Source organism: Actinacidiphila glaucinigra (genome assembly GCF_900188405.1).
Classification (GTDB): domain Bacteria; phylum Actinomycetota; class Actinomycetes; order Streptomycetales; family Streptomycetaceae; genus Actinacidiphila; species Actinacidiphila glaucinigra.
This window is the reverse complement of the sequence record NZ_FZOF01000037.1, coordinates 23,948-46,931: the sequence shown is the minus strand read 5'-3', so window position 1 is coordinate 46,931 and position 22,984 is coordinate 23,948. Positions and strand designations below refer to the sequence as shown.

Here is a 22,984-nt window from a genome sequence, read left to right as displayed (position 1 = left end):
CCGCTGGGGTCCTCGCTTACGATGGCCGTTGCAGCGGGGTGTGACCTGCTGTGCCAGCGCGAGAAACCGTGCCAGGCCCGACCGGCAAGGAGCCAGCCTACGTGTCCGTCCTCAACAAGATCCTGCGTGCAGGCGAAGGCAAGATCCTGCGCAAGCTGCACCGCATCGCGGACCAGGTCAATTCCATTGAAGAGGACTTCGTCAATCTGACGGACGCCGAGCTGAGGGCCCTCACGGACGAGTACAAGGAGCGCTACGCCGACGGCGAGAGCCTGGACGACCTGCTCCCCGAGGCGTTCGCCACCGTCCGCGAGGCAGCCAAGCGCGTCCTGGGTCAGCGGCACTACGACGTCCAGATCATGGGTGGTGCGGCACTGCACCTCGGTTATGTCGCCGAGATGCGCACCGGCGAGGGCAAGACCCTGGTCGGTACGCTGCCGACCTATCTGAACGCGCTGTCCGGCAAGGGCGTGCACCTGATCACCACCAACGACTACCTCGCCGAGCGCGACTCGGAGTGGATGGGCCGGGTGCACCGCTTCCTGGGCCTGGACGTCGGTTGCATCCTGGCGAACATGACCCCGGCGCAGCGCCGCGAGCAGTACGCCTGCGACATCACCTACGGCACCAACAACGAGTTCGGCTTCGACTACCTGCGCGACAACATGGCGTGGTCGAAGGAAGAACTGGTGCAGCGCGGCCACAACTTCGCGGTTGTGGACGAGGTGGACTCGATCCTCATCGACGAGGCCCGCACCCCGCTGATCATCTCGGGACCGGCGGACCAGGCCACGAAGTGGTACTCGGACTTCGCCCGCCTGGTGACTCGCCTGAAGGCGGGCGAGGCCGGCAGCATGGGCAAGGCCGAGACCGGTGACTACGACTTCGACGAGAAGAAGCGCACCGTCGCCATCCACGAGGCCGGCGTGTCCAAGGTCGAGGACTGGCTGGGCATCGACAACCTCTACGAGTCGGTGAACACCCCGCTGGTGGGCTACCTGAACAACGCCATCAAGGCCAAGGAGCTCTACAAGAAGGACAAGGACTACGTCGTCATGGACGGCGAAGTCATGATCGTCGACGAGCACACCGGCCGTATCCTGGCCGGCCGCCGCTACAACGAGGGCATGCACCAGGCGATCGAGGCGAAGGAGGGGGTGGACATCAAGGACGAGAACCAGACGCTCGCCACGATCACCCTCCAGAACTTCTTCCGCCTGTACTCCAAGCTCTCGGGCATGACCGGTACGGCGATGACCGAGGCCGCGGAGTTCCACCAGATCTACAAGCTCGGCGTGGTCCCGATCCCGACCAACCGGTCCGTGCAGCGCAAGGACCGGGCGGACCTGATCTACCGCACCGAGGAGGCGAAGTTCGCCGCGGTCGTCGACGACATCGTCGAGAAGCACGAGAAGGGCCAGCCGGTCCTGGTCGGCACCACCTCGGTCGAGAAGTCCGAGTACCTGTCGCAGCAGCTGAACAAGCGCGGCGTCCCGCACGAGGTGCTGAACGCCAAGCAGCACGAGCGCGAGGCCTCGATCGTCGCGCAGGCCGGCCGCAAGGGCGCCGTCACGGTGGCCACCAACATGGCCGGCCGCGGTACGGACATCAAGCTGGGCGGCAACCCGGACGACCTGGCCGAGGCGGAGCTGCGGCAGCGCGGCCTGGACCCGGTGGAGCACGTCGAGGAGTGGGCGGCGGCCCTGCCGGCGGCGCTGGAGCGCGCCGAGGCGGCGGTCAAGGCCGAGTTCGAGGAGGTCAAGGAGCTCGGCGGCCTCTACGTGCTGGGCACCGAGCGTCACGAGTCGCGGCGCATCGACAACCAGCTGCGCGGCCGCAGCGGCCGTCAGGGCGACCCGGGCGAGTCCCGCTTCTACCTCTCCCTCGGGGACGACCTGATGCGCCTGTTCAAGGCGCAGATGGTGGAGCGCGTGATGGCGATGGCCAACGTGCCCGACGACGTGCCGATCGAGAACAAGATGGTGACCCGCGCCATCGCCTCCGCCCAGTCGCAGGTCGAGCAGCAGAACTTCGAGATCCGCAAGAACGTCCTGAAGTACGACGAGGTGCTCAACCGGCAGCGCGAGGTCATCTACGGCGAGCGCCGCCGCGTCCTGGAGGGCGAGGACCTGCACGAGCAGGTGCAGCACTTCATGGACGACACGATCGACGACTACATCGCGATCGAGACGGCCGAGGGCTTCGCCGAGGACTGGGACCTGGACCGGCTGTGGGGTGCCTTCAAGCAGCTCTACCCGGTCACGGTGACCGTGGAGGACCTGGAGGACGCCGCGGGCGACCGGGCGGGCATCACCGCGGACTTCATCGCGGAGATGGCCAAGGACGACATCCACGAGCAGTACGACGGGCGTGAGCAGCAGCTCGGCTCGGAGATCATGCGCGAGCTGGAGCGGCGCGTGGTGCTGTCGGTGCTGGACCGCAAGTGGCGTGAGCACCTGTACGAGATGGACTACCTGCAGGAGGGCATCGGCCTGCGGGCGATGGCGCAGCGCGACCCGCTGGTGGAGTACCAGCGCGAGGGCTACGACATGTTCAAGGCCATGATGGACGGCATCAAGGAGGAGTCCGTCGGCTACCTGTTCAACCTGGAGGTCCAGGTCGAGCAGCAGGTCGAGGAGGTGCCGGTGGACGCCGGCGGCCCGCAGGACGCGGCTCCGACGCTGGTCAAGCAGGACGCCCGTCCGGAGATCCGGGCCAAGGGCCTGGAGGCCCCGAAGCGGGCCGACCGGCTGCACTTCTCCGCCCCCACGGTGGACGGCGAGGGCGGTGTCGTCGAGGGCGACTTCGAGAGCGACGCGGGCGCGGAGTCGGACGGCTTGACGCGGGCGGAGCGCCGCCGCGCGGCCAAGGGCGGCCGGCGCCGCAAGAAGTAGCGTTCACGCGTTCCGGGGCCGGATTCCTGATGGGGTCCGGCCCCGACGCGTGTCCCGGCGCGTATTCCGCGCGCTTCCCGGCTCGGGTTGCGACGGGGTCAGTGTGCCTCGACGGCGGTGCAGCGCCAGCCGGTGCCGGTGCCGGCGCGTACCAGCCCCTCACGTCCCGGTGCCGGTGCCGGTGCCGGGGCCGTTGCCGGGGCTCCGCGGCTCGCGCGCTCCAGCCGGAAGGCGAGGGCCCGTGCGACGTGCGGGGTGAGCAGGACGACGGCGCTGACCTCGACGGCCGTGCCGTCGAGGACCGGGGAGACACGCGGCGGCCCCAGCAGCCGCGGCAGGTGGCCGCGGGAGACGTAGCGCCAGTCGGCGCGGGCTCCCGCCAGGTCCCAGAGCCGGTCGTAGGCCTCGGGCCGCATCCGTCCGGCGAGGCTGGTGATGGGCCGCCGTCCGGTGAGGACCTCCAGCAGCCGCCCGGCGAACCAGACGTGCGGTGGCAGGGCGGTGACGTGCCGCGCCGATGAGGGCGCCGGAGCGGACGCGGGCATGGTTGTGAGGACAGGCATGGTGTGGACCCCCGTGGTCTACCGACTGGTAACCGGGTTCTACGGGGACGGGTGCGGCCGGGGGAAGCCGGGCCCGCGATGTCCGGGAGGCGGTGCGGGATTCACCTATCAGGGGTGGTCCGCCCTTATGCTGACGCCATGCGCGTCTACATCCCCACGACCCTCCCAGGCCTGGCCGAGGCGCACAAGGCGGGTGAGCTGGGCCCCGCCCCGCTGGACGCCTTCGCCGTCACCCCGAGCCTGCGCGAGTGGTACGTCTCCGACGACATCGAGGAACTGGAGTACGCCGCGCTGACGCGCGCCGCCCAGGCCTCCCTGCGCCAGCTGGCCGCCACCCCGGACGCGCCCAGGCGCCGCGTGGTGGTCGCGGTGGACGTCGCCGACGGCGCCGTCGCCTTCGACCCCGACCGCGGCCTGGACCCCTCGGCGCTGGGCGCGGTGCGGCTGGCCGCACCCGTGCCGATGACGAGGGCGGCGGCCGTCCACGCCGACGCCGACGATGCCGAGCAGGACGTCACGGCGGCCGCCGACGCCCTTGGCGCGGCCGACGCGGGCGACGACGACGCCCGCTTCACCGTCGACGGAGCCGAGGACCACGAGCTGCTCTGGTACGCCACTCAGGAGATCACCTCGCTCATCGCGTGAGGTGACCGCGCGAACACGCCCCGAGCGGATTTGACCTGGGCACTTGCCTTGGGGACATGGGGTCTGGGTACGGTTTCGGGTGTGAACGCGCATCTCGTGTGGGACTGGAACGGCACGCTGCTCCATGACATCGACGCGGTGATCGAGGCGACCAACGCCTCCTTCGCCGAGATCGGGCTGCCGCGGATCACGCTGGAGCGCTACCGCGAGCTGTACTGCGTGCCGGTCCCCCTGTTCTACGAACGGCTCATGGGCCGGCTGCCCACCGAGGAGGAGTGGGAGGTGATGGACGACATCTTCCATCGCCACTACTGGACCCTCGCCGGTACGTGCGGTCTCGCCGAGGGGGCGGCGGAGATCCTGGCGCGGCGCCGCTACGAGGGGCTGACGCAGTCGCTGTGCTCCCTTGCGCCCCACGATCAGCTGATACCGATCCTGCGCACGCACGGCATCGAGAACCACTTCCTTCGGGTGGACGGCCGCACCCAGGGCAGCCACAGCGGCAAGTCCGAGCAGATGGCGCGGCACGTCGCGGCGATGGAGGGCATAGCGGCGGACCGCATGGTGGTCATCGGTGACGCCGTCGACGACGCCGTGGCCGCCCGCCACGTCGGGGCCATGGCGGTGCTCTACACCGGCGGCTCGCACAGCCGGGCCAGTCTGGAGACCGCGGGAGTGCCCGTGGTGGACACCCTGGAGCAGGCCGTGGAGACCGCCGAGGCCCTCGTCGCCGCCTGAGCCCGGCCCCACGGCCCACGGCCCCGGCTCCCCGCCCCGATCCCCGCCCCGATCCCCGGCGCGCGGCTGCCCGGGCCCCGGCGGGGGACCCGGGCGGAGGGCCGTTACGTCACCGGCGCCTTGGAGCGCAGCACGGTGAGGAACTCGCGCATCCACGCCGGGTGGTCCGGCCAGGCCCGCGCGGAGACCACGACGCCGTCGACGACGGCCTCGGAGTCCTGGAAGCTCGCGCCTGCCGCCTCCATGTCCATCTCCAGCGCCGGATAGGCGGTGACGCGGCGCCCGCTGAGGGCGCCTACGGCGGCCGTCAGCAGGGGGCCGTGGCAGATCTGCGCGACCGGCTTGTCGGCGTCGAAGAACGCCTTGAGGACCTTGCGCAGCTCCGGGTCGTTGCGCAGGTACTCCGGGGCGCGCCCGCCGGGGATGACCACGGCCGCGTACTCGCCCGGTTCGACGTCCGCGAAGGACAGGTCGGCCTGCCAGGTGTAGCCGGGCTTCTCGGTGTAGGTGTCGAAGCCCTCCTCGAAGTCGTGGACGACGAACCTGAGCTTCTTGCGGCTGGGGGCCGCGATGTGCACCTCGTACCCCTCTTCGAGGAGCCGTTGGTACGGGTACATGACTTCCAGCGATTCCGCCGCGTCGCCGGTCACGATCAGGATCTTGGTGGCCATGGCTGGGTGTCCCGCCTCTCGCCGTCTGCTGTCCGTCCGCTGCGTGCTGTGCTCTCCCGCTGCCCTGTGGTCTGCTGCCCTGCCGTCCCGCGCCGATGTCGTGTGAACGTCCCGGTACATCTCCGTGACGTTCCCCTCCTCAACCTGCACCCGCCCGGCCGGACTGTCCAGTTCGTCAAAGATTGGTTCGTGGTTTTGTACACAAAGAGCCCCTGACAGCCCCCCCGGCCGTAGCGATAGCCTTACAGCGTGATCAGCGCTGATCCATCGATCACCATCACCTACGTCACGCAATGGCGCGCGACAGGAGCATGAGGACATGCAGACCAAGCTGGACGAAGCAAAGGCCGAGCTGCTCGCACGGGCGGCCCGGGTAGCTGAGAACAGCCCGGCGGGGGGACAACCTGGCCAGGGCCTCGAGAAGGAGGCGCTGGGAGCCTTCCTTCAGCGCTACTACCTGCACAGCGCCCCGGAGGACCTGCTCGACCGCGACCCGGTGGACGTCTTCGGCGCCGCCGTGTCCCACCACCGTCTCGCCGAGGTGCGCCCGCAGGGGACGGCCAACGTCCGCGTGCACACCCCCTCGGTGGAGGAGAACGGCTGGACGTGCAGCCACACTGTCGTCGAGGTGGTCACCGACGACATGCCGTTCCTGGTCGACTCCGTCACCAACGAGCTGTCCCGGCAGGACCGCGCGATCCACGTCGTCGTCCACCCGCAGATGCTGGTGCGCCGTGACGTGACCGGGAAGCTGCTGGAGGTGCTGGACGCCGCGCCCGGCGACACCTCCGGTGTGCCGCACGACGTGCTCGTCGAGTCCTGGATCCACGTGGAGATCGACCGCGAGACCGACCGCGAGGACCTGAAGCAGATCACCACGGACCTGCGCCGGGTCCTGTCGGACGTCCGGGAGACCGTCGAGGACTGGCAGAAGATGCGCGACGCCGCGCTGCGCATCGCCGACGAGCTCGCCGCGACCCCGCCCGCGCTGCCCGAGCAGGAGGTCGGCGAGGCCTGGGAGCTGCTGCGCTGGCTCTCCGAGGACCACTTCACCTTCCTCGGCTACCGTGAGTACGCGCTGACCACGGAGACCACCCCCGAGGGCGAGGAGGACGTGCTCACCGCCGTCCCCGGCACCGGGCTCGGCATCCTGCGCTCCGACCCGCAGCACAATGTGGAGGAGTCCGAGAGCGGCCACGCGGTCTCGCCGTCCTTCAACCGGCTGCCCGCGGACGCCCGCAAGAAGGCCCGCGAGCACAAACTGCTGATCCTCACCAAGGCCAACAGCCGTGCCACCGTGCACCGCCCGTCCTACCTCGACTACATCGGGGTGAAGAAGTTCGACGCCGACGGCAACGTCGTCGGCGAGCGCCGCTTCCTGGGCCTGTTCTCCTCGGCCGCCTACACCGAGTCCGTGCGCCGCGTGCCGGTGATCCGCCGCAAGGTGCAGGAGGTGCTGGACGGCGCGGGCTTCTCGCCGGACAGCCACGACGGCCGCGACCTGCTGCAGATCCTGGAGACCTACCCGCGCGACGAGCTGTTCCAGACCGGGCCGGACGAGCTGCGCGAGATCGTCACCAGCGTGCTCTACCTGCAGGAGCGCCGCCGGCTGCGGCTGTTCCTGCGCCAGGACGAGTACGGCCGCTACTTCTCGGCGCTGGTCTACCTGCCCCGCGACCGCTACACCACGGGCGTGCGGCTGCGGCTGACGGACATCCTCAAGGAGGAGCTGAACGGCGTCACCGCCGACTTCACCGCCTGGAACACCGAGTCGGTGCTCTCCCGGCTGCACTTCGTGGTCCGCGTCGCGTCCGGCACCGCGCTGCCGCACCTGACCGAGCGCGACATCGAGCGGGTCGAGAACCGGCTCGCCGACGCCGCCCGCTCCTGGGCGGACGGCTTCGCCGAGGCGCTGACCTCCGAGTGCGGCGAGGAGCGCGCGGCCGAGCTGACCCGCCGCTACACGCACGCCTTCCCCGACGGCTACCGCGCCGACTTCACGCCCCGCGCGGCCGTCGCGGACCTGCAGCACCTGGAGCGGCTCAACGGCGAGGACTTCTGCCTCAGCCTGTACGAGCCGGTCGGCGCCGCCCCCGACGAGCGCCGCTTCAAGATCTACCGCACCGGCGCCCCCGTCTCGCTGTCCGCGGTGCTGCCCGTGCTGCAGCGCCTGGGTGTCGAGGTCATCGACGAGCGCCCGTACGAGATGCGCCGCGCCGACGGCACCCGCGCCTGGATCTACGACTTCGGGCTGCGCATCGACCCCTCGCTGGGCGACCTCGGCGACGACGCCCGTGAGCGCTTCCAGGACGCCTTCACCGCGACCTGGACCGGGCAGGCCGAGAACGACGGCTTCAACTCCCTGGTGCTGCGCGCCGGGCTGACCTGGCGCCAGGCGATGGTGCTGCGGGCGTACGCCAAGTACCTGCGGCAGGCCGGCACGGCCTTCTCCCAGGACTACATGGAGGACACCCTCCGCAACAACGTCCACACCACCCGGCTGCTGGTCAACCTCTTCCAGGCCCGGCTCTCCCCGGACCACCAGCGGGCCGGCAGCGAGCTGACCGACGCCCTGCTGGAGGAGGTGGACGCCGCCCTGGAGCAGGTGGCCAGCCTGGACGAGGACCGCATCCTGCGCTCCTTCCTGACCCTGATCAAGGCGACGCTGCGCACCAACTACTTCCAGCGCGCCGGCGGCGGCAAGCCGCACTCCTACGTGTCGATGAAGTTCGACCCGCAGGCGATCCCGGACCTGCCCGCGCCGCGCCCGGCGTACGAGATCTGGGTGTACTCGCCGCGCGTGGAGGGCGTGCACCTGCGCTTCGGCAAGGTCGCCCGCGGCGGGCTGCGCTGGTCCGACCGGCGCGAGGACTTCCGCACCGAGATCCTCGGCCTGGTCAAGGCGCAGATGGTGAAGAACACCGTCATCGTGCCGGTCGGCGCCAAGGGCGGCTTCGTCGCCAAGCAGCTGCCGGACCCGTCGGCCGACCGCGAGGCGTGGCTGGCGGAGGGCATCGCGTCCTACAAGACGTTCATCTCCGGGCTGCTCGACGTCACCGACAACCTGGTCGGCGGGCAGGTCGTGCCGCCGGCCGACGTGGTCCGCCACGACGGCGACGACACCTACCTGGTGGTCGCCGCGGACAAGGGCACCGCGTCCTTCTCGGACATCGCCAACGAGGTCGCCACCTCCTACGGCTTCTGGCTCGGCGACGCCTTCGCCTCCGGCGGCTCGGTCGGCTACGACCACAAGAAGATGGGGATCACCGCCCGCGGCGCGTGGGAGTCGGTCAAGCGGCACTTCCGCGAGATGGGCCACGACACCCAGAGCGAGGACTTCACCGTCGTCGGCGTCGGCGACATGTCCGGTGACGTCTTCGGCAACGGCATGCTGCTCAGCGAGCACATCCGGCTGGTGGCCGCCTTCGACCACCGGCACATCTTCATCGACCCCGTGCCGGACGCGGCGACCTCGTACGCCGAGCGCCGCCGGATGTTCGAGCTGCCGCGCTCCTCGTGGGCGGACTACGACACCAAGCTGATCTCGCACGGCGGCGGGGTCTTCCCGCGCAGCGCCAAGGCGATCGCGCTCACCCCGCAGATCCGCAAGGCGCTCGGCATCGATCAGCCGGTGGCGAAGATGACCCCGGCCGACCTGATGAAGGCGATCCTCAAGGCCCCGGTGGACCTGCTGTGGAACGGCGGCATCGGCACCTATGTGAAGGCCGCCACCGAGACCCACCCGGACGTCGGCGACAAGGCCAACGACGCGATCCGCGTGGACGGCGGCGAACTGCGCGCCAAGGTCGTCGGCGAGGGCGGCAACCTGGGCCTGACCCAGCTCGGCCGGATCGAGTTCGCCCAGTCCGGCGGCCGGGTCAACACCGACGCGATCGACAACAGCGCCGGTGTGGACGCCTCCGACCACGAGGTCAACATCAAGATCCTGGTCAACGCCGTCGTCGCCGAGGGCGACCTGACGGTCAAGCAGCGCAACTCGCTGCTGGCCGAGATGACCGACGAGGTCGGCTCCCTGGTGCTGCGCAACAACTACGCGCAGAACGTGGCCCTGGCCAACGGCATGGCCCAGTCCGCCAGCCTGCTCCACGCCCACCAGCGCTACCTGCGCAAGCTGGTCCGCGAGGGCAAGCTGGACCGGGCCCTGGAGTTCCTGCCCTCCGACCGGCAGATCCGCGAGCGGCTGAACGCCGGTCACGGCCTGACCCTGCCGGAGATGGCGGTCCTCCTCGCCTACACGAAGATCACCGTGGCGGAGGAGCTGCTCGGCACCGGCCTGCCCGACGACCCGTACCTGCGGCAGCTGCTCGACGCGTACTTCCCCAAGGCGCTGCACGAGCGGTTCCAGGGGCAGATCGACGGGCACGCGCTGCGGCGCGAGATCGTGACGACGGTGCTGGTCAACGACACCGTCAACACCGGCGGCACCACCTTCCTGCACCGCTTCAAGGAGGAGATCGGGGCCACCACCGAGGAGATCGTGCGGGCGCACACCGCGGCGCGCGCCATCTTCGCCCTGGGCGGCATCTGGGACGAGGTGGAGGCGCTGGACACGGTCGTCCCGGCCGACGTCCAGACCCGGATCCGGCTGCACTCGCGGCGGCTGGTCGAGCGGGGCACCCGCTGGCTGCTGAACAACCGGCCGCAGCCGCTGGCGATCGCCGAGACGATCGACTTCTTCCGCGAGGGCGTCGCCACGGTGTGGGCGGTGCTGCCGAAGCTGCTGCGCGGCGCGGATCTGGAGTGGTACGAGTCGATCCACGACGAGCTGACCGGCGCGGGCGTGCCGGAGGAGCTGGCGACGAGGGTCGCCGGGCTCTCCTCGGCCTTCCCGACGCTCGACATCGTCGACGTCGCCGACCGGACCGGCAAGGACCCGCTGTCGGTCGCCGAGGTCTACTACGACCTCGCCGACCGGCTGCAGATCACGCAGCTGCTCGACCGGATCATCGAGCTGCCGCGCGCCGACCGCTGGCACTCCATGGCCCGTGCGTCGATCCGCGAGGACCTGTTCGCGGCGCACGCGGCGCTCACCCAGGACGTGCTGTCCGTCGGCAACGGCTCCTCCACCCCGGAGCAGCGCTACCAGGCGTGGGAGGAGTCCAACAGCGCGCTGATCGGGCGTGCCAGGACGACCCTGGACGAGATCCAGGGCTCGGAGAGCTTCGACCTGGCGAACCTGTCGGTGGCGATGCGGACGATCCGCTCGCTGCTGCGCGCCCGCCGCTGACGCGTACGACCGCGGCAGGACGACGGCAGGGGCCGGGGAGCACCGCTCCCCGGCCCCTGCCGCGTGGAAGGGCTCAGCCGACCCGGTACAGCCGCTCACCGGTGCGCGGTCCCTGGGCGACCTGGACGCCCCCCGGCGGGGACGGCTCGCCGGGCTCGGTCATCACCCACTTCACGTGGTAGCGGCGGGCGATGTCCAGGCGCTGCTCCACGGGCGTCGCGGGGGCCAGGTAGGCGCGTACGTCGGCCTCGCGGCGCTCGCGGTCGGCGGCCGTGGTCGACGGGTCGGGCCAGGTCGGTGAGACGAGGAACGCGCCGTAGGCGGGCATGACGTGCTTGGGGTTGTACCCGTCGGTCAGGAGCACGTCGCCGACGGCGATGTGCTCCCGCGCCCACAGGTAGCCGGGCCAGTTGCTCAGCCGCTGCAGGTGCAGCGCGGGCGGCACGTAGCGCGCCGGGACGACCGCGCCCGCCTGCGCCAGCAGTCCCGCGCAGGCCGCGACCGCCGCCAGCGGCGCCAGTACGCGGCGCAGCCCGGTCCACGGCGGGGCCTCGGCCAGCTCGATCGCCAGCGCGAACTGCAGCGGCACCAGCAGCAGCCCGAAGATCCGCCCGAAGGAGTAGGAGCCGCTGAGCCAGCCGTACGCGGCGACGGCGCAGTCCGCGGCGAACATCAGCACCAGCGGGTCGAAGCGGTTCGCCCGCAGCCGGCACAGCAGTGCCGGCAGCCCGGCCAGGGCCAGGCCGTACCACTGCCACAGGTTGGCGTACAGCCGCCGGTGGACGTCGTCGACGGTGGGGTCGCCGAGCAGTGCGGAGAGGCTGAAGTAGGGCCACCAGGCGGCGACGGCGAAGGCGACCGCGCCGGTCAGCGCCCAGCGGCCGAGGACTCCGGCGGCGACCGGCATGCGCTGCATGCCGATGACGATGGCGAGCACGCCGATGACGGTGCCCATCGCCGTGAAGGGGTGCACCAGCAGCACGGTCCCGATGAGCAGCCCGAGCCAGGCGTGCAGCCAGGCCCCGGCGACGCCGCGCCGGGCCGCCCGCGCGGTGAGCGCCCACACCCAGAACGTCACGCCGACGGCGAAGGCGCTGGGGTAGGTCAGCCCCCTGATCATCGACTGCAGGCCGAGGAAGCCGCTCCACTCCTTGTGCTGCGGCCCCCACAGCAGGACGAACGCGGCCAGCGCCAGCACCGGCGCCCAGCGCCGGCGGCTCAGCACCCGGGTGAAGGCGCCGATGCCGGTGACGATCAGCGCCAGGTTGACCGGGCCGCACCCCTTGAGCAGCTGCCAGCCCGGTACGCCGGTCACCTTCGACAGCAGCCCCAGCACCACGGTGTACGGGGTGAAGTAGGGGCTGCCGGTGCCCGGCACGTCGAGCAGCGGGTTGGCCGGGTGCAGCCAGTCGGCGGCGATCCGCTCGATCGCGGCGGCGTGCTGCCCGAAGTCGGAGGCGAGGGGGGACTGCCAGGTGCGGTAGGCCACCACCGCCCAGAAGAGGGTGCCGAGGATCAGGTACGGCGTGGGCCGGCGCGCGTCCCGCAGCTCGTACGCTTGGGTCCGCCAGTCCCGCTGGGTCAGCACGCCGGTCACCGCAGCCCTCCCGGCCGTCGTCCGCTCGTCACTCGTCCCCTCGATGCTTGATCGTGAGGGGCGCCGCTGCATCCCGGCGGGGCCCGTACGGGGCGTCGCTACGGCTTGGCGGCGGCCTCCTGCGGCCCGGAGCGCGGCTCCTCCGGCACGGCGGCGGCCAGGAGCGCCGGCGCGGGTGCGGGGGTGCGGGCCTCCAGGGGAGCGAGGGGCAGCGGCTCGGTCTCGCCGAGGAAGACCCGCCGTACGACCCGCTCGGCGGCCCGGCCGTCGTCGAAGGCGCAGAAGCGGCGGCGGAACGCGGCCCGCAGCCGGGCCGCCTCCGGGCCGTTCCAGGCGCCGTCGCGGAAGGCCGCGATCAGTTCGTCGTCGCTGGTGGAGACCGCGCCGGGGGTCTCGCCGGGGGCGCCGGAGAGCAGGTCGAAGTAGACGCCGCGGCTGGCCCGGTAGACCGGCCAGTCGTCGGCGTGGACGACGATGGGACGGTCGAGGAGCGCGTAGTCGAACATGATCGACGAGTAGTCGGTGACGAGGGCGTCGGCGGCCAGGCACAGCTGCTCGACCGACGGGTGCCGGGACACGTCGACCAGCAGCCCCTCCTCGTGCAGCGCCTTCAGCCGGGCGTCCTCGCCGTGGAAGTAGTGGATGCGGGTCAGCAGGACGAAGTCCTCGCCGAGCGCCCGGCACACCCGCTCCACGTCCAGCCGCGGCACGAAGTTCCGCTGGTAGTCGCGGGTCGTCGGCGCGTACAGGACCGCGGTGCGGCCGGGGGCGATGCCCAGGGCCGCGCGGGCGTGGGCGACCTCGGCGGCGCCGGCCGTCAGGAAGACGTCGTTGCGCGGGTAGCCGGTCTCCAGGTGCTGCCAGGAGGAGGGGTAGACGCGTTCCCAGATCTCGCTGGAGTGCGGGTTGGAGGACAGGCTGTAGTCCCAGCGGTCCACCCGTTCCAGCAGCCGGCGGAAGCTCATGCCCTTGGCCGAGGCGGGGTAGCGCTGCTGGTCGATGCCCATCTTCTTCAGCGGGGTGCCGTGGTGGGTCTGCAGGTGGACGCTGCCGGGCCGCTTGCGGACGTCGTTGGGGAAGTTGACGTTGCTGATCAGGTACGTGGCCCGGGCCATCAGCCGCCAGTAGCGGCGGGTGCGCGGCACGACGTAGTCCACGCCCTTGGGCACCCGCGGTACGTCGGACTTGCGCACCAGCCACACCCCGTGGACGCCCGGGGCGATCTCCCGCGCCTTGTGGTAGATCGCGGCCGGGTTGCAGAACACCCCGCGGTCCCAGTACGCCGAGTACACCGCGAGGTTGGGGTCGAGCGGCCGCCGCAGGTGGTAGGCGTACAGGGCGGCCTTGGCCCGCTGCGCGACCTGCCGGCGCAGCCGCCGCCTGCGCCGGGTCAGTTCCTTGCGGGCCCAGCGCGGTACGTCTCCCAGCCGGGCCAGCAGCCAGCTGCCGCGGGCCAGCCGCGCGTAGCCGAGGGCCTTGTCGGCGGGCGGTGCGAAGCCCTCCGGGAGGTGGCGGGCGTACCAGCGGGCAGCGAGCCGGAAGAACTCGCCGCGCAGCCGCCGCGGGATCCGGTCGGGGTTGCCGAGGCAGAACAGGAAGTGGCTGACGGCCCGTTCGAACAGCATCGGCCGCAGCGGCGCGAGGTGCTCGCGGCCGGGCGCGTCGAGGAAGTCGAAGAGCCGGGTGTACTGGTCGAGGACGACGAAGTGGTTGCGGCCCGGGCTGCGCGTGCTGGCACCGCTGCGCCGCTGCCGGTACTCCAGGACGACCCGGGCCAGGCAGGAGATCCGCTCGGCGCTGAGCATCGTCTTGTAGGAGACGAGGGCGTCCTCGTAGATGCCGTCGCTGAAGGAGAAGCCGTGCTCCCCGTAGAAGGCGCGGCGGTAGACGCGGTTGGAGGTCATCGCGAACAGCCTCAGGAACTCGGGGCGTTCGGTGATCCGGAAGACGTCGGTGCCGGCGGAGGCGAGCAGTCCCCCGAAGACGCTCTTCTCGGCCGCCTCCCACCAGTAGGTGCGCACATGGTCGAAGTAGAGGATGTCCGGGTCGCCGTCCTGCTTCAGCCGCTCGGCGACCGCCTCCAGGGAGCCGGGGGCCAGGGTGTCGTCGCCGTCGAGGAAGAGCAGATAGTCGCCGGTGGCGCGCTCCGCGCCGGTGTTGCGGGCCCGCCCCACGCCCCGGTTCTCCTCGTGGTGCAGCGCGATCACCCGTGAGTCGCGGGCCGCGTACTCGTCGAGGATGCGGCCGCAGTGGTCCGGCGAGCGGTCGTCGACCGCGATCACCTCGAGGTCGGGCAGTGACTGCGACAGCACCGAGTCGAGGCAGGCACGCAGATAGCCCTGCACCTGGTGGACCGGGACGATGACGGAGAAGCGGGGCATGTGGATCCTGGGTTCCCTCAGGGTCGGTGACGGTCGGGTTCGAGCAGCCGGTCGACGGCGCGGGCCGCCGCATTGCCGTCGTCGAGGTGGCAGAAGGTCGCGCGGAAGTGGGCGTACGCGTCGGCGCTGTGCCGTGCCACCGTGCCGAGGTCGCGCAGTGCGCCCGCCAGTTCGGCGGTCGACTGCAGCAGCGGGCCGGGGGCCTGGGCCTCGAAGTCGGGGTAGAAGCCGCGCAGGGTGTCGCGGAAGTGCTCCAGGTCGGGGACGAGGAAGAGCATCGGGCGGCCGGTGTTGGCGAAGTCGGCCGCCGGTGACGCGTAGTCGGTGACCAGGACGTCGGCGGCCAGCAGCAGCTCCGCCACGTCCGGGTGGGAGGACACGTCGCGCACGAACCCGGAGCGCGGGGTGCTGACGCGGTCGGCGACCAGGGGGTGGGAGCGGAAGAGCAGCACATGGTCGGCGCCCAGGGCGCGTTCGGCCTCCGCCAGGTCCAGGTGCGGCGACATGCGGTAGTGCTCGGCGTCGTACGCCAGGTCGTCGCGGCGCGTCGGCGCGTACAGCACGACGGTGCGGTCACCGGGGATCCGCAGCCGGTCGCGCAGCGCGGCGGCGACCTTGTCGCGGTCGTCGGCGAAGAGCACGTCCGTGCGGGGCAGTCCCGTCTCGGCCACCGGGCCGTCGTAGCCGAGCGCGGCGCGCAGCAGCGGGGTGCTCTGGGCGTTCGGCGAGAGCAGCAGGCTCCACTGGGCGCCCGGGTCGCGGGGCGGTCGGGGCAGGTGCACCAGGTCCGCGCACAGGGTCCCGGCGAGGTCCCGGCCGGTCCGCTTGAGGGGGGTGCCGTGCCAGGTCTGCAGCACGGTCTGGTCCGGGCGGCGCACGAACCACGGCGGCAGGTGCGTGTTGGTGACGACGTAGCGGCTGCGGGCGAGCGCCTCGTACCAGGCGGCGCTGTGCAGCACGACGGGCCGCGCGGTCGCCGGCGGGGGAGCCTGCCCGTCCCTGACCACCCACAGGTGCTCCAGGCCGTCCGCCGCGCGGCGGCGCAGGAGTTCCTCGTGGACGGCGCGCGGCGAGTCCCCGTACGCCCGCCCGTCGAAGGCGCTGTACAGCACCGCCTCGCGGCGCGGCAGGCCGCGGGTGCGGGGGTGGTGGCTCTCGCGCAGCACCCGCTGCCGGTACGGGCCGCGCTGTGGCTCCGGCACGGTGGGGCGGGCGTCGAGGAACAGCCGGTCGTGGAAGCGGCGGTCGACGGAGAAGGACTTGCCGCCCGCCTCCGCCGCCATCGGCAGCGCCTCGAACACCCCGGGCGCGACCCGTACCGCCGCTTCCGTGCCGGCCCCGTCGCGCAGGAGCAGGTACCAGCGGCCGGCGGGCAGCGGGACGGTGCCGGCGAGGGACTCCAGCGCGCCGGGGCGCAGGGTGGCGGTGAACCGGCGTCCCTCGTTCGGGACCGGCCCCTCCCCGGGCGCATGCGGCAGCGGCGGGATGGCGCTGGACGGCGGCGGGAGGCCGGGCCGCCGTCCCGGTACGCCGTCGGCCTGGACGGGGACGGCGTGCTCCACGCGGTGGGTGCCGTGCCGCAGCACCAGTTCGGCCGGGCCGGGGGCCGAGCCGGGGGCGAGGCGGCCCGCCACGACCAGGGCGCCCTCGGCGGTCCAGCCGATGGCGTCGGCCACCGGCTGCGGGGTGCGGTCGCGCAGCACCAGCCTCCCCGACGCCTTCGCCTCGACGAGCAGCCGCCGCGGCGTCCCCCCGAGGCGGGGGTCGGTGCCCAGGTCGTAGTGGCCTGCAGGCAGCGCCCCGTCGAGGTGGACGGGGTCGGCGTGGCCGGGCCGCAGCAGTGCGACGTCCCAGCTGTCGGTGTCCTCGGGGCGGATCTCCTTGGGCCCGGCGTCCAGCGCGGGCCGGGCGGCCGCCAGGTCGGCGAGGGGCACGCGGGCCCGGCGGACGCCGTCGTCCGCCTCCCCGGAGGCCGGTGACTCCAGCGGGTACTCCAGCACGGCGGGTGTCGCGGAGTGCGTCAGCCGTACCGCCGTCGCCTGCGGCGCGCCCGTGAAGTCCAGCTCCACCGAGGTGCCGTTGGCGGACGGCCGGTGCGCGGTCAGCCGCCGCACCTCCGGCTCCACCGACAGGTGCAGCCGGCCCTGCCGGTAGTACGGCACGAGCCGCATGCCGCCGCCGGCCGCGTACGAGGGCGGGGACGCCCCCGAGCCCGCGTCCACGGCCCGCAGTCCCGCCCTGCGGATGACCCCTTTCGCCGCGACGACCACCCCGAGCCGCCAGCGGCCGGCCCGGGGTTCGCCCTGGCGGCGGCCGGTGGTCAGCCGCGCCGGGTCGATGGTGATCTCGAAGCCCGACCAGTCGTAGCAGTGTTCCTCCTGGCGCGAGTTGAGGGTCGCGGCGGGCTCCTGCCGGATCCTGACCGGCAGCAGCACCACCTTGGCCCGGCGGCCGTGGCCGTGGACGGCGACGGCGGTGATGTGCGCGGCACCCTTGCGGTCGGCGTCGATGTTGCGCAGGTAGGCGTAGCCGCGCAGGACGAGCCGGCCGTTCTCCCGCACGACCTCGCGCACCCGCGCCCGCACCGGGAAGTCCGCGCGCCGCAGCCGGGCCGCCGCGGCCGGCAGGGCGATCCGGCCGCCGTCCGCGCCGCGCAGCACCGCCCGCTTGCGCAGCGGCGGGCCGGCGACGCCGAAGCCGGCGGAGTTGCGCTGCTCGTGGTCGAGCACCGCCAGCAGGTCGTCGAGGCGGTCCTTGAGGATCAGGTGCCACTTGATGCGCAGCCCGGCGGGCAGTTCCGGGAAGAGGGCGGGGTCGACCCGGGTGAGCCAGTCCCGGCAGCGGTCCATGAAGACCCGCCGGTACTCGGGGCCGGCCATCGGCAGGGCGTCGATGAAGTAGAGCAGGTCGTCGGTGAGGACCGAGCGGTCGTAGGCCCGCTTGAAGGAGGTCCAGCGGGTGCGGGCCGGGTCGCCGAGGAAGCGGCTGACGTGGTCGACGGCGGCGATCCGGTCGCGTACGCCCTTGACGTCGGTGCGGCGCCGGGTGATGGAGCCCTCGCGGATCCGCCAGTAGTAGACGTGCTCGTGGGCGACGTCGACGGCGTCGGCCAGGAAGTGCGCGGGGATGGTGAGCGGGGTGTCCTCGTAGAGCACGCCCTCGGGGAAGGCGAGGCGGTGGCGCTCCCAGAAGGAGCGGCGGAAGACCTTGTTCCAGGCGACCCGGTCCGACAGCAGGCTCAGGTCCCGGGTGATGTGGGTGCCGGTGACGGTGCGGGTCATGTCCCGGTGCTGCCAGGCCTGGCTGCGGCCGTCGGCGGTCAGCCGCCACACGTTGCCCGTCGCGAAGTCCGAACCCGAGCCGTCCAGCAGCCCCACCAGGTTCTCGTAGGCGCGCGGCGGCACGATGTCGTCGCTGTCCAGGAAGCACAGGTACTCGGTGCGCGGATCGGCGTGCCGGGTGCCGGTGTTGCGGGCGTGGCCCAGTCCGCCGTTGTCCTGCCGGACGAGGCGGAAGCGGGGGTCCCGGTCGGCGAAGCCCTGGGCGATCTGCGGACCGGAGTCGGTGGAGCCGTCGTCGACCATGACCACGTCGAGCGCGTCGAAGGTCTGGGCGGCCACCGAGCGCAGGCACTCCTCCAGCCAGTTCTCGACGTTGTGGACCGGAACGACGACCGTGAGGCGGGGCGTGCGCGACACCATGGTGACGTGGCCCTTTCCGGACGAGGGCGACAGGGGACGAGGGGTTCAACTCGCGACCGCCTCCTCGGTCACCTCGCCTGCGCCTTTCGGGTGATCCACCGGGCGCGGGGGGCCGCTCCTGCTTACCCTCGGCCCTATGCCTCGGTTCAGCGTGATCGTCCCGGTATGGAAGGCGCAGGGCTACGTCCGTGCGTGTCTGGAGTCGGTGCTCGGGCAGCGGTACGCGGACCTGGAACTCATCGCGGTCGACGACTGCTCGCCCGACGGATCGGCCGCCGTCGTCGAGGAGGTCGCCGCCGCCGACCCCAGGGTGCTCCCGCTGCGGCAGCCCCGCAACGCCGGCGCGGGCCCGGCCCGGAACGCTGGCGCGGCCCGCGCCAGCGGCGACTACCTGCTCTTCCTCGACGCGGACGACCTCCTCGCACCCGGCGCCCTGGCCGCCCTTGACGCACGGCTGCGGTCCACCGGCGACCCGGAGGTCCTGCTCTTCGACCACGACCGGCTCGACGTGTGGGAGCACCGTACGGAGAGCGGGGACGGCCCCTTCCTGCACGCCGCCGCCCTCGCCGGGCACGCCGTCTTCCGGGCCACCGAGCGCCCCGAGTGCCTGACGGTCCTGCCCGCCGCCTGGAACCGGGTGGTGCGGCGCGACTACTGGGCCGGCTTCGGGTTCGGCGCCGGGCCGTACGAGGACGTCCCGGTGGCGTACGAGATGCTGCTCGCGGCCCCGCGCATCGCCTGCCTGGACCGGGTCTGCGTCACCTGGCGCAGACGCCGCCACGGCAGCTTCTCCAGTACGCCGGGCCCGCAGCACCTCGCCCTGGCCGACCGGTACGACACCCTGCTGGCCCGCCACGACCTGCCGGTGCTGCGCGCCGAGCGGGACCGGCGGCTCACGGCCGTCCTGGACGACCCCGGGCGGCTGCGCCCGCAGGACCGCGCCGCCTTCTTCCGCCGCGCCGGGCTGCCCGGCACCTTCGCCGCCCACCGCGCCGCGGAAATGCGCGCCCACGCCGCGCGGCGGCTGCGCGCCCGCCGCAACGCCGCCGCCCGCGAGGTGTACCGCCGCTGGTACGCCCTGGAGCGCCGCCGCCCGCTCGACGACGACCTGGTGGTGTACGCGGCGTACTGGAACCGGGGGGTGCTGTGCAGCCCCGCCGCGATCTACCGCAAGGCCCGCGAGCTGGCCCCGCATCTGCACGGCGTGTGGGTGGTCCGCCGGGGGGAGCGGGACGCGGTCCCCGAGGGCGTCGACCGGGTGGAGGTGAACTCCCGCCGCTACTGGGAGCTGCTGGCCCGCGCCCGCTTCCTGGTGAACAACGCCAACTTCACCGGGGAGGTCGTCAAGCGGCCCGGCCAGGTCTACCTGCAGACCCACCACGGCACCCCGCTCAAGCACATGGGCATGGACCTGCGCGCCCACCCGGCGGTGGCCAAGGGCATGAGTTTTCGCCGCCTGCTGGACCACGCCGACCAGTGGGACTACTCGCTGTCCGCCAACCCCCACTCCAGCGAGGTCTGGGAGCGGGTCTACCCCGGCGGCTATCTGACGCTGCCCACCGGATACCCCCGCAACGACGCCTACTTCACGGCCGGCGCCGAGGACGTGCGGCGGATCCGGGCCCGGCTGGGCATCCCGGACGGGGTCAGGGCGATCCTGTACGCCCCCACGCACCGCGACTACCAGCGGGAGTTCGTCCCGCAGCTGGACCTCGCCCGGCTGTGCCGGGCGCTGGGGCGGGAGTACCTGGTGCTGGTCCGCGCGCACTACTTCCACTCCGGGGCCGGCCCGGCGGCGCTGCCGGAGGGGGCGCTGGACGTCTCCGCGCACACCCCGCTGGAGGAGCTGTGCCTGGCCTCCGACGCCCTGCTCACCGACTACTCGTCACTGATGTTCGACTACGCGGGCCTGGACCGCCCGATCGTGGTGCACTCCGCCGACTGGGAGGTCTACCGGGCCGCCCGCGGGGTCTACTTCGACCTGGTCTCCGGCCGCCCCGGCGACACCCCGGGCGTCGTCGCCCGCGACGAGGCCGCCATCGCCACCGCCTTCCGCTCCGGCGCGTGGTCCTCGCCCGGGGCCGCCGAGCTGCGGGCGGCCTTCCGGGCCCGCTTCTGCCCCTGGGACGACGGCCGCGCGGCCGAACGCGTCGTGCGGCGGGTGCTGCTGGGCGAACCCGAGCTGCTGCCCGTCCTCAAGGCGGACGAGCGCACCCCCGCCCCGCCGCCGGGGTGAGGCCTCAGGGGCGGGCCGGCGGGGCCGGGGTGCGGCGCTCCGGGGGGAGGACGGCGGGTTCCCCTCCGTCCTCGCCGAGGAAGACGCGGCGTACGACCCGCTCGGCGGCGTGGCCGTCGTCGTACGGGCAGAAGTGGGCCCGGAACGCCGCCCGCAACTGGGCGGAGCGGGGGCCGCGCCAGGTGTCGGTGGTGAGGATGGACAGGAGCTCGTCCTCGCTGCGGGCGACCGGACCGGGGGCTTCGGTGGTGATGTCGAAGTAGGTGCCGCGGGCGGCCCGGTAGGCCGTCCAGTCCCCCGCGTGGACCACGATGGGGCGGTCGAGGCCGGCGTAGTCGAACATCAGGGGGGAGTAGTCGGTCACCAGGGCGTCCGCGGCCAGGCACAGCTCCTGCACCGAGGGGTGGGCGGAGACGTCCAGCACGGTGTCCGGCAGCCCCTCGGGCAGCGTGGCCGTGCCGGCGTGGCTGTCCGGCGCGCGGTACAGCACGACGTGGCCGGGGCCGAGTTCGCGGGCGAGGCGGACCAGGTCGACGGGCGGGTGGAAGCCGCGCCGGTAGTCGCGGTGGGCCGGGGCGTACAGGATCGCGGTGGACTCCGCCGGGATGCCGAGGCCGGCGCGGATCCGCCGTACGTCGTCGGCGTCGGCGCGCAGCAGGACGTCGTTGCCGGGCCGGCCGTGCTCCAGGGTGGTGTAGCCGGCCGGGTAGGCCCGTTCCCAGACCACCGTCGAGTGCCGGTTGGCGGACAGGCAGAAGTCCCAGCGGTCGGTGTGGGCGAGCATCCGGGCGAAGTCCCGGCCCGCCGAGGCGGCCGGGTGCCCCTGGAGGTCCAGACCCGTGCGGCCGAGCGGGGTGCCCTGGTGGGTGTGGAGGTTCACCTGGCCGCGCCGCTTGCGGTACGCGTGCGGGAAGTTGACGTCGTTGACCAGGTAGGCGGCGCGTGCCAGGGCCGTCCAGTAGGCGGGCGAGCCGGGCTGGAGCCGGCGTACGCCGCGCGGCAGGGTGTGCGCGTACGCCGGGGTCGTGATCCACGCGGTGCGCAGGTGCGGTGCCAGGTCGCGGACGGCGGCCTCCAGGGCGGCGGGGTCGCCTCCGTAGCCTCCGTAGCGGCAGGCCGCGAAGACCGCGAGGTCCGGGTCGAGGGGGCGGTGCCGCTGGATCCGGTAGTGCAGCCGCAGACCCGCCTCCCTCGCCGCCCGGGAGGTGTCCTTCACCAGTCGCCGCAGTCTCCTGCGCAGCGCGTTGGCGGCGCGCACGGCGTCGAAGACCTGCCGCGCGCCGAGCCGCACGAGCAGCCGCCGGGTGACGCCGGGGACGCCTTGCGGGCGGGGGCCGGGCTCCTGGGGCTGGTAGCGGCGGAAGTGGAGGCTGCAGCGCTGGAAGTACAGGCCGCGGGACGAGCGGGGCAGCCGGCCCGGTGTGTTGTAGACCGCCAGCAGGTGGTCGGTCATCCGGCCGAAGAGGGCGGGGCGCCAGCCGTCGAGGGAGGGGTTGCGGTCGAGGAAGGCGAAGACCCGGTCGTACTGGTCGAAGACGTCGAAGTGCCGGCTGCTGGTGGTGCGCAGGATGCTGCCCCGGCGGCGCTGCCGGTAGTGCACGCAGACCCGGTCGAGCACCGCGATGCTGCGGGCGGCGAGCAGCAGGGGGTAGGTCCAGGCGACGTCCTCGTACCAGCCGGGCGGGAAGGCGGCGTCACAGCGCTGGACGAACTCCCGCCGGTAGGCCTTGTTCCAGGCGACCGGCAGCAGCCGCAGCAGCTCGGGGCGGTCGTCGAGGGGCCCGGCGGGGCGGCCGTCCTGGGCGAGCAGCGCGGCGCGCTGGTTGCGTACGACGCGGCCGTCCCAGTAGGTGCGGGCGTAGTCGTAGACCAGCACGTCCGGCTCGGCGGTCTCCTTCAGGCGGTCGGCGAGGGCCTGCAGGGAGCCGGGGGCGAGGGTGTCGTCGCTGTCGAGGAAGAGCAGGTAGTCCCCGGTGGCCCGGGCCGTTCCGGCGTTGCGGGCCGGGCCGAGGCCCACGTTCTCCTTCAGGTGCAGGACGGTCACCCGGCGGTCCCGGGCAGCGAAGGCGTCGAGGATGGCGCCGCTGGCGTCGGGGGAGCGGTCGTCGACGGCGATGACCTCGAAGTCCGAGAAGCTCTGCCCGAGCACGGACTCCAGGCACTCGTGCAGGTAGGCCTGCACCTTGTGGGCGGGCACGATGACGCTGAACCGGGGCAAGGCAGCACATCCGTAATGTCGGCTTACGCGGCGTATGCCCGTTATATCCCGGGCATGCGCCGCGTACGGCGACCCGTCCGGCGACGGAGTGT

General features: G+C 72.7%; 11 protein-coding genes. 5 read left to right on the top strand and 6 right to left on the bottom strand.

All coding sequences use genetic code 11. The annotated features are described in order from the left end of the window. Positions 1-101: 101 nt before the first annotated feature. Positions 102-2,894 (top strand): preprotein translocase subunit SecA, encoded by a 2,793-nt coding sequence (gene secA, locus CHF15_RS39710; protein ID WP_089228812.1) that lies wholly within the window; start codon positions 102-104, stop codon positions 2,892-2,894. Between the two features lie 98 nt (positions 2,895-2,992). Here the strand turns inward: secA and CHF15_RS39705 are convergent, their stop codons facing one another. Continuing rightward, the gene (locus CHF15_RS39705) at positions 2,993-3,439 is read right to left on the bottom strand and encodes an Rv3235 family protein (protein WP_089228811.1); all 447 of its coding nucleotides are present in this window, start codon (positions 3,437-3,439) and stop codon (positions 2,993-2,995) included. Positions 3,440-3,595: 156 nt separating this feature from the next. Between CHF15_RS39705 and CHF15_RS39700 the strand changes: the two genes are divergently transcribed. Both CHF15_RS39700 and CHF15_RS39695 read left to right on the top strand, forming a co-directional pair. Further along, positions 3,596-4,102 (top strand): DUF6912 family protein, encoded by a 507-nt coding sequence (locus CHF15_RS39700; RefSeq protein WP_089228810.1) that lies wholly within the window; start codon positions 3,596-3,598, stop codon positions 4,100-4,102. Positions 4,103-4,183: 81 nt separating this feature from the next. After that, a complete protein-coding gene (locus CHF15_RS39695; RefSeq protein ID WP_089228809.1) occupies positions 4,184-4,840 on the top strand; it encodes an HAD family hydrolase in 657 nt (218 codons plus the stop codon). A gap of 104 nt (positions 4,841-4,944) precedes the next feature. Here the strand turns inward: CHF15_RS39695 and CHF15_RS39690 are convergent, their stop codons facing one another. After that, positions 4,945-5,511: a DJ-1/PfpI family protein gene (locus CHF15_RS39690; RefSeq protein WP_089228808.1), complete on the bottom strand. Its 567-nt coding sequence runs from the start codon at positions 5,509-5,511 to the stop codon at positions 4,945-4,947. Between the two features lie 319 nt (positions 5,512-5,830). Between CHF15_RS39690 and CHF15_RS39685 the strand changes: the two genes are divergently transcribed. After that, a complete protein-coding gene (locus CHF15_RS39685) occupies positions 5,831-10,759 on the top strand; it encodes an NAD-glutamate dehydrogenase (RefSeq protein ID WP_089228807.1) in 4,929 nt (1,642 codons plus the stop codon). Positions 10,760-10,832: 73 nt separating this feature from the next. On the opposite strand, the gene CHF15_RS39680 is transcribed toward CHF15_RS39685, so the two are convergent. The 3 genes from CHF15_RS39680 to CHF15_RS39670 all read right to left on the bottom strand — a co-directional run bounded on the left by CHF15_RS39680 (position 10,833) and on the right by CHF15_RS39670 (position 18,438). Beyond that, positions 10,833-12,356, bottom strand: a complete 1,524-nt coding sequence (locus tag CHF15_RS39680; protein ID WP_089228806.1) for a hypothetical protein — start codon at positions 12,354-12,356, stop codon at positions 10,833-10,835. A 98-nt stretch (positions 12,357-12,454) separates the two neighbouring features. Beyond that, positions 12,455-14,737 (bottom strand): bifunctional glycosyltransferase/CDP-glycerol:glycerophosphate glycerophosphotransferase, encoded by a 2,283-nt coding sequence (locus CHF15_RS39675; RefSeq protein ID WP_089228805.1) that lies wholly within the window; start codon positions 14,735-14,737, stop codon positions 12,455-12,457. Positions 14,738-14,754: 17 nt separating this feature from the next. Next, entirely contained in the window at positions 14,755-18,438 is a 3,684-nt protein-coding gene (locus CHF15_RS39670; protein ID WP_089228804.1) for a bifunctional glycosyltransferase/CDP-glycerol:glycerophosphate glycerophosphotransferase, read from the bottom strand. A 136-nt stretch (positions 18,439-18,574) separates the two neighbouring features. On the opposite strand from CHF15_RS39670, the gene CHF15_RS39665 reads away from it, so the two are divergent. Continuing rightward, positions 18,575-20,674 carry a bifunctional glycosyltransferase/CDP-glycerol:glycerophosphate glycerophosphotransferase gene (locus CHF15_RS39665; RefSeq protein WP_179280184.1) on the top strand — a complete coding sequence of 700 codons (2,100 nt, stop codon included), beginning with the start codon at positions 18,575-18,577 and terminating at the stop codon, positions 20,672-20,674. Between the two features lie 4 nt (positions 20,675-20,678). On the opposite strand, the gene CHF15_RS39660 is transcribed toward CHF15_RS39665, so the two are convergent. Beyond that, positions 20,679-22,892: a bifunctional glycosyltransferase/CDP-glycerol:glycerophosphate glycerophosphotransferase gene (locus CHF15_RS39660; RefSeq protein ID WP_089228802.1), complete on the bottom strand. Its 2,214-nt coding sequence runs from the start codon at positions 22,890-22,892 to the stop codon at positions 20,679-20,681. Between the last annotated feature and the right edge of the window lie 92 nt (positions 22,893-22,984).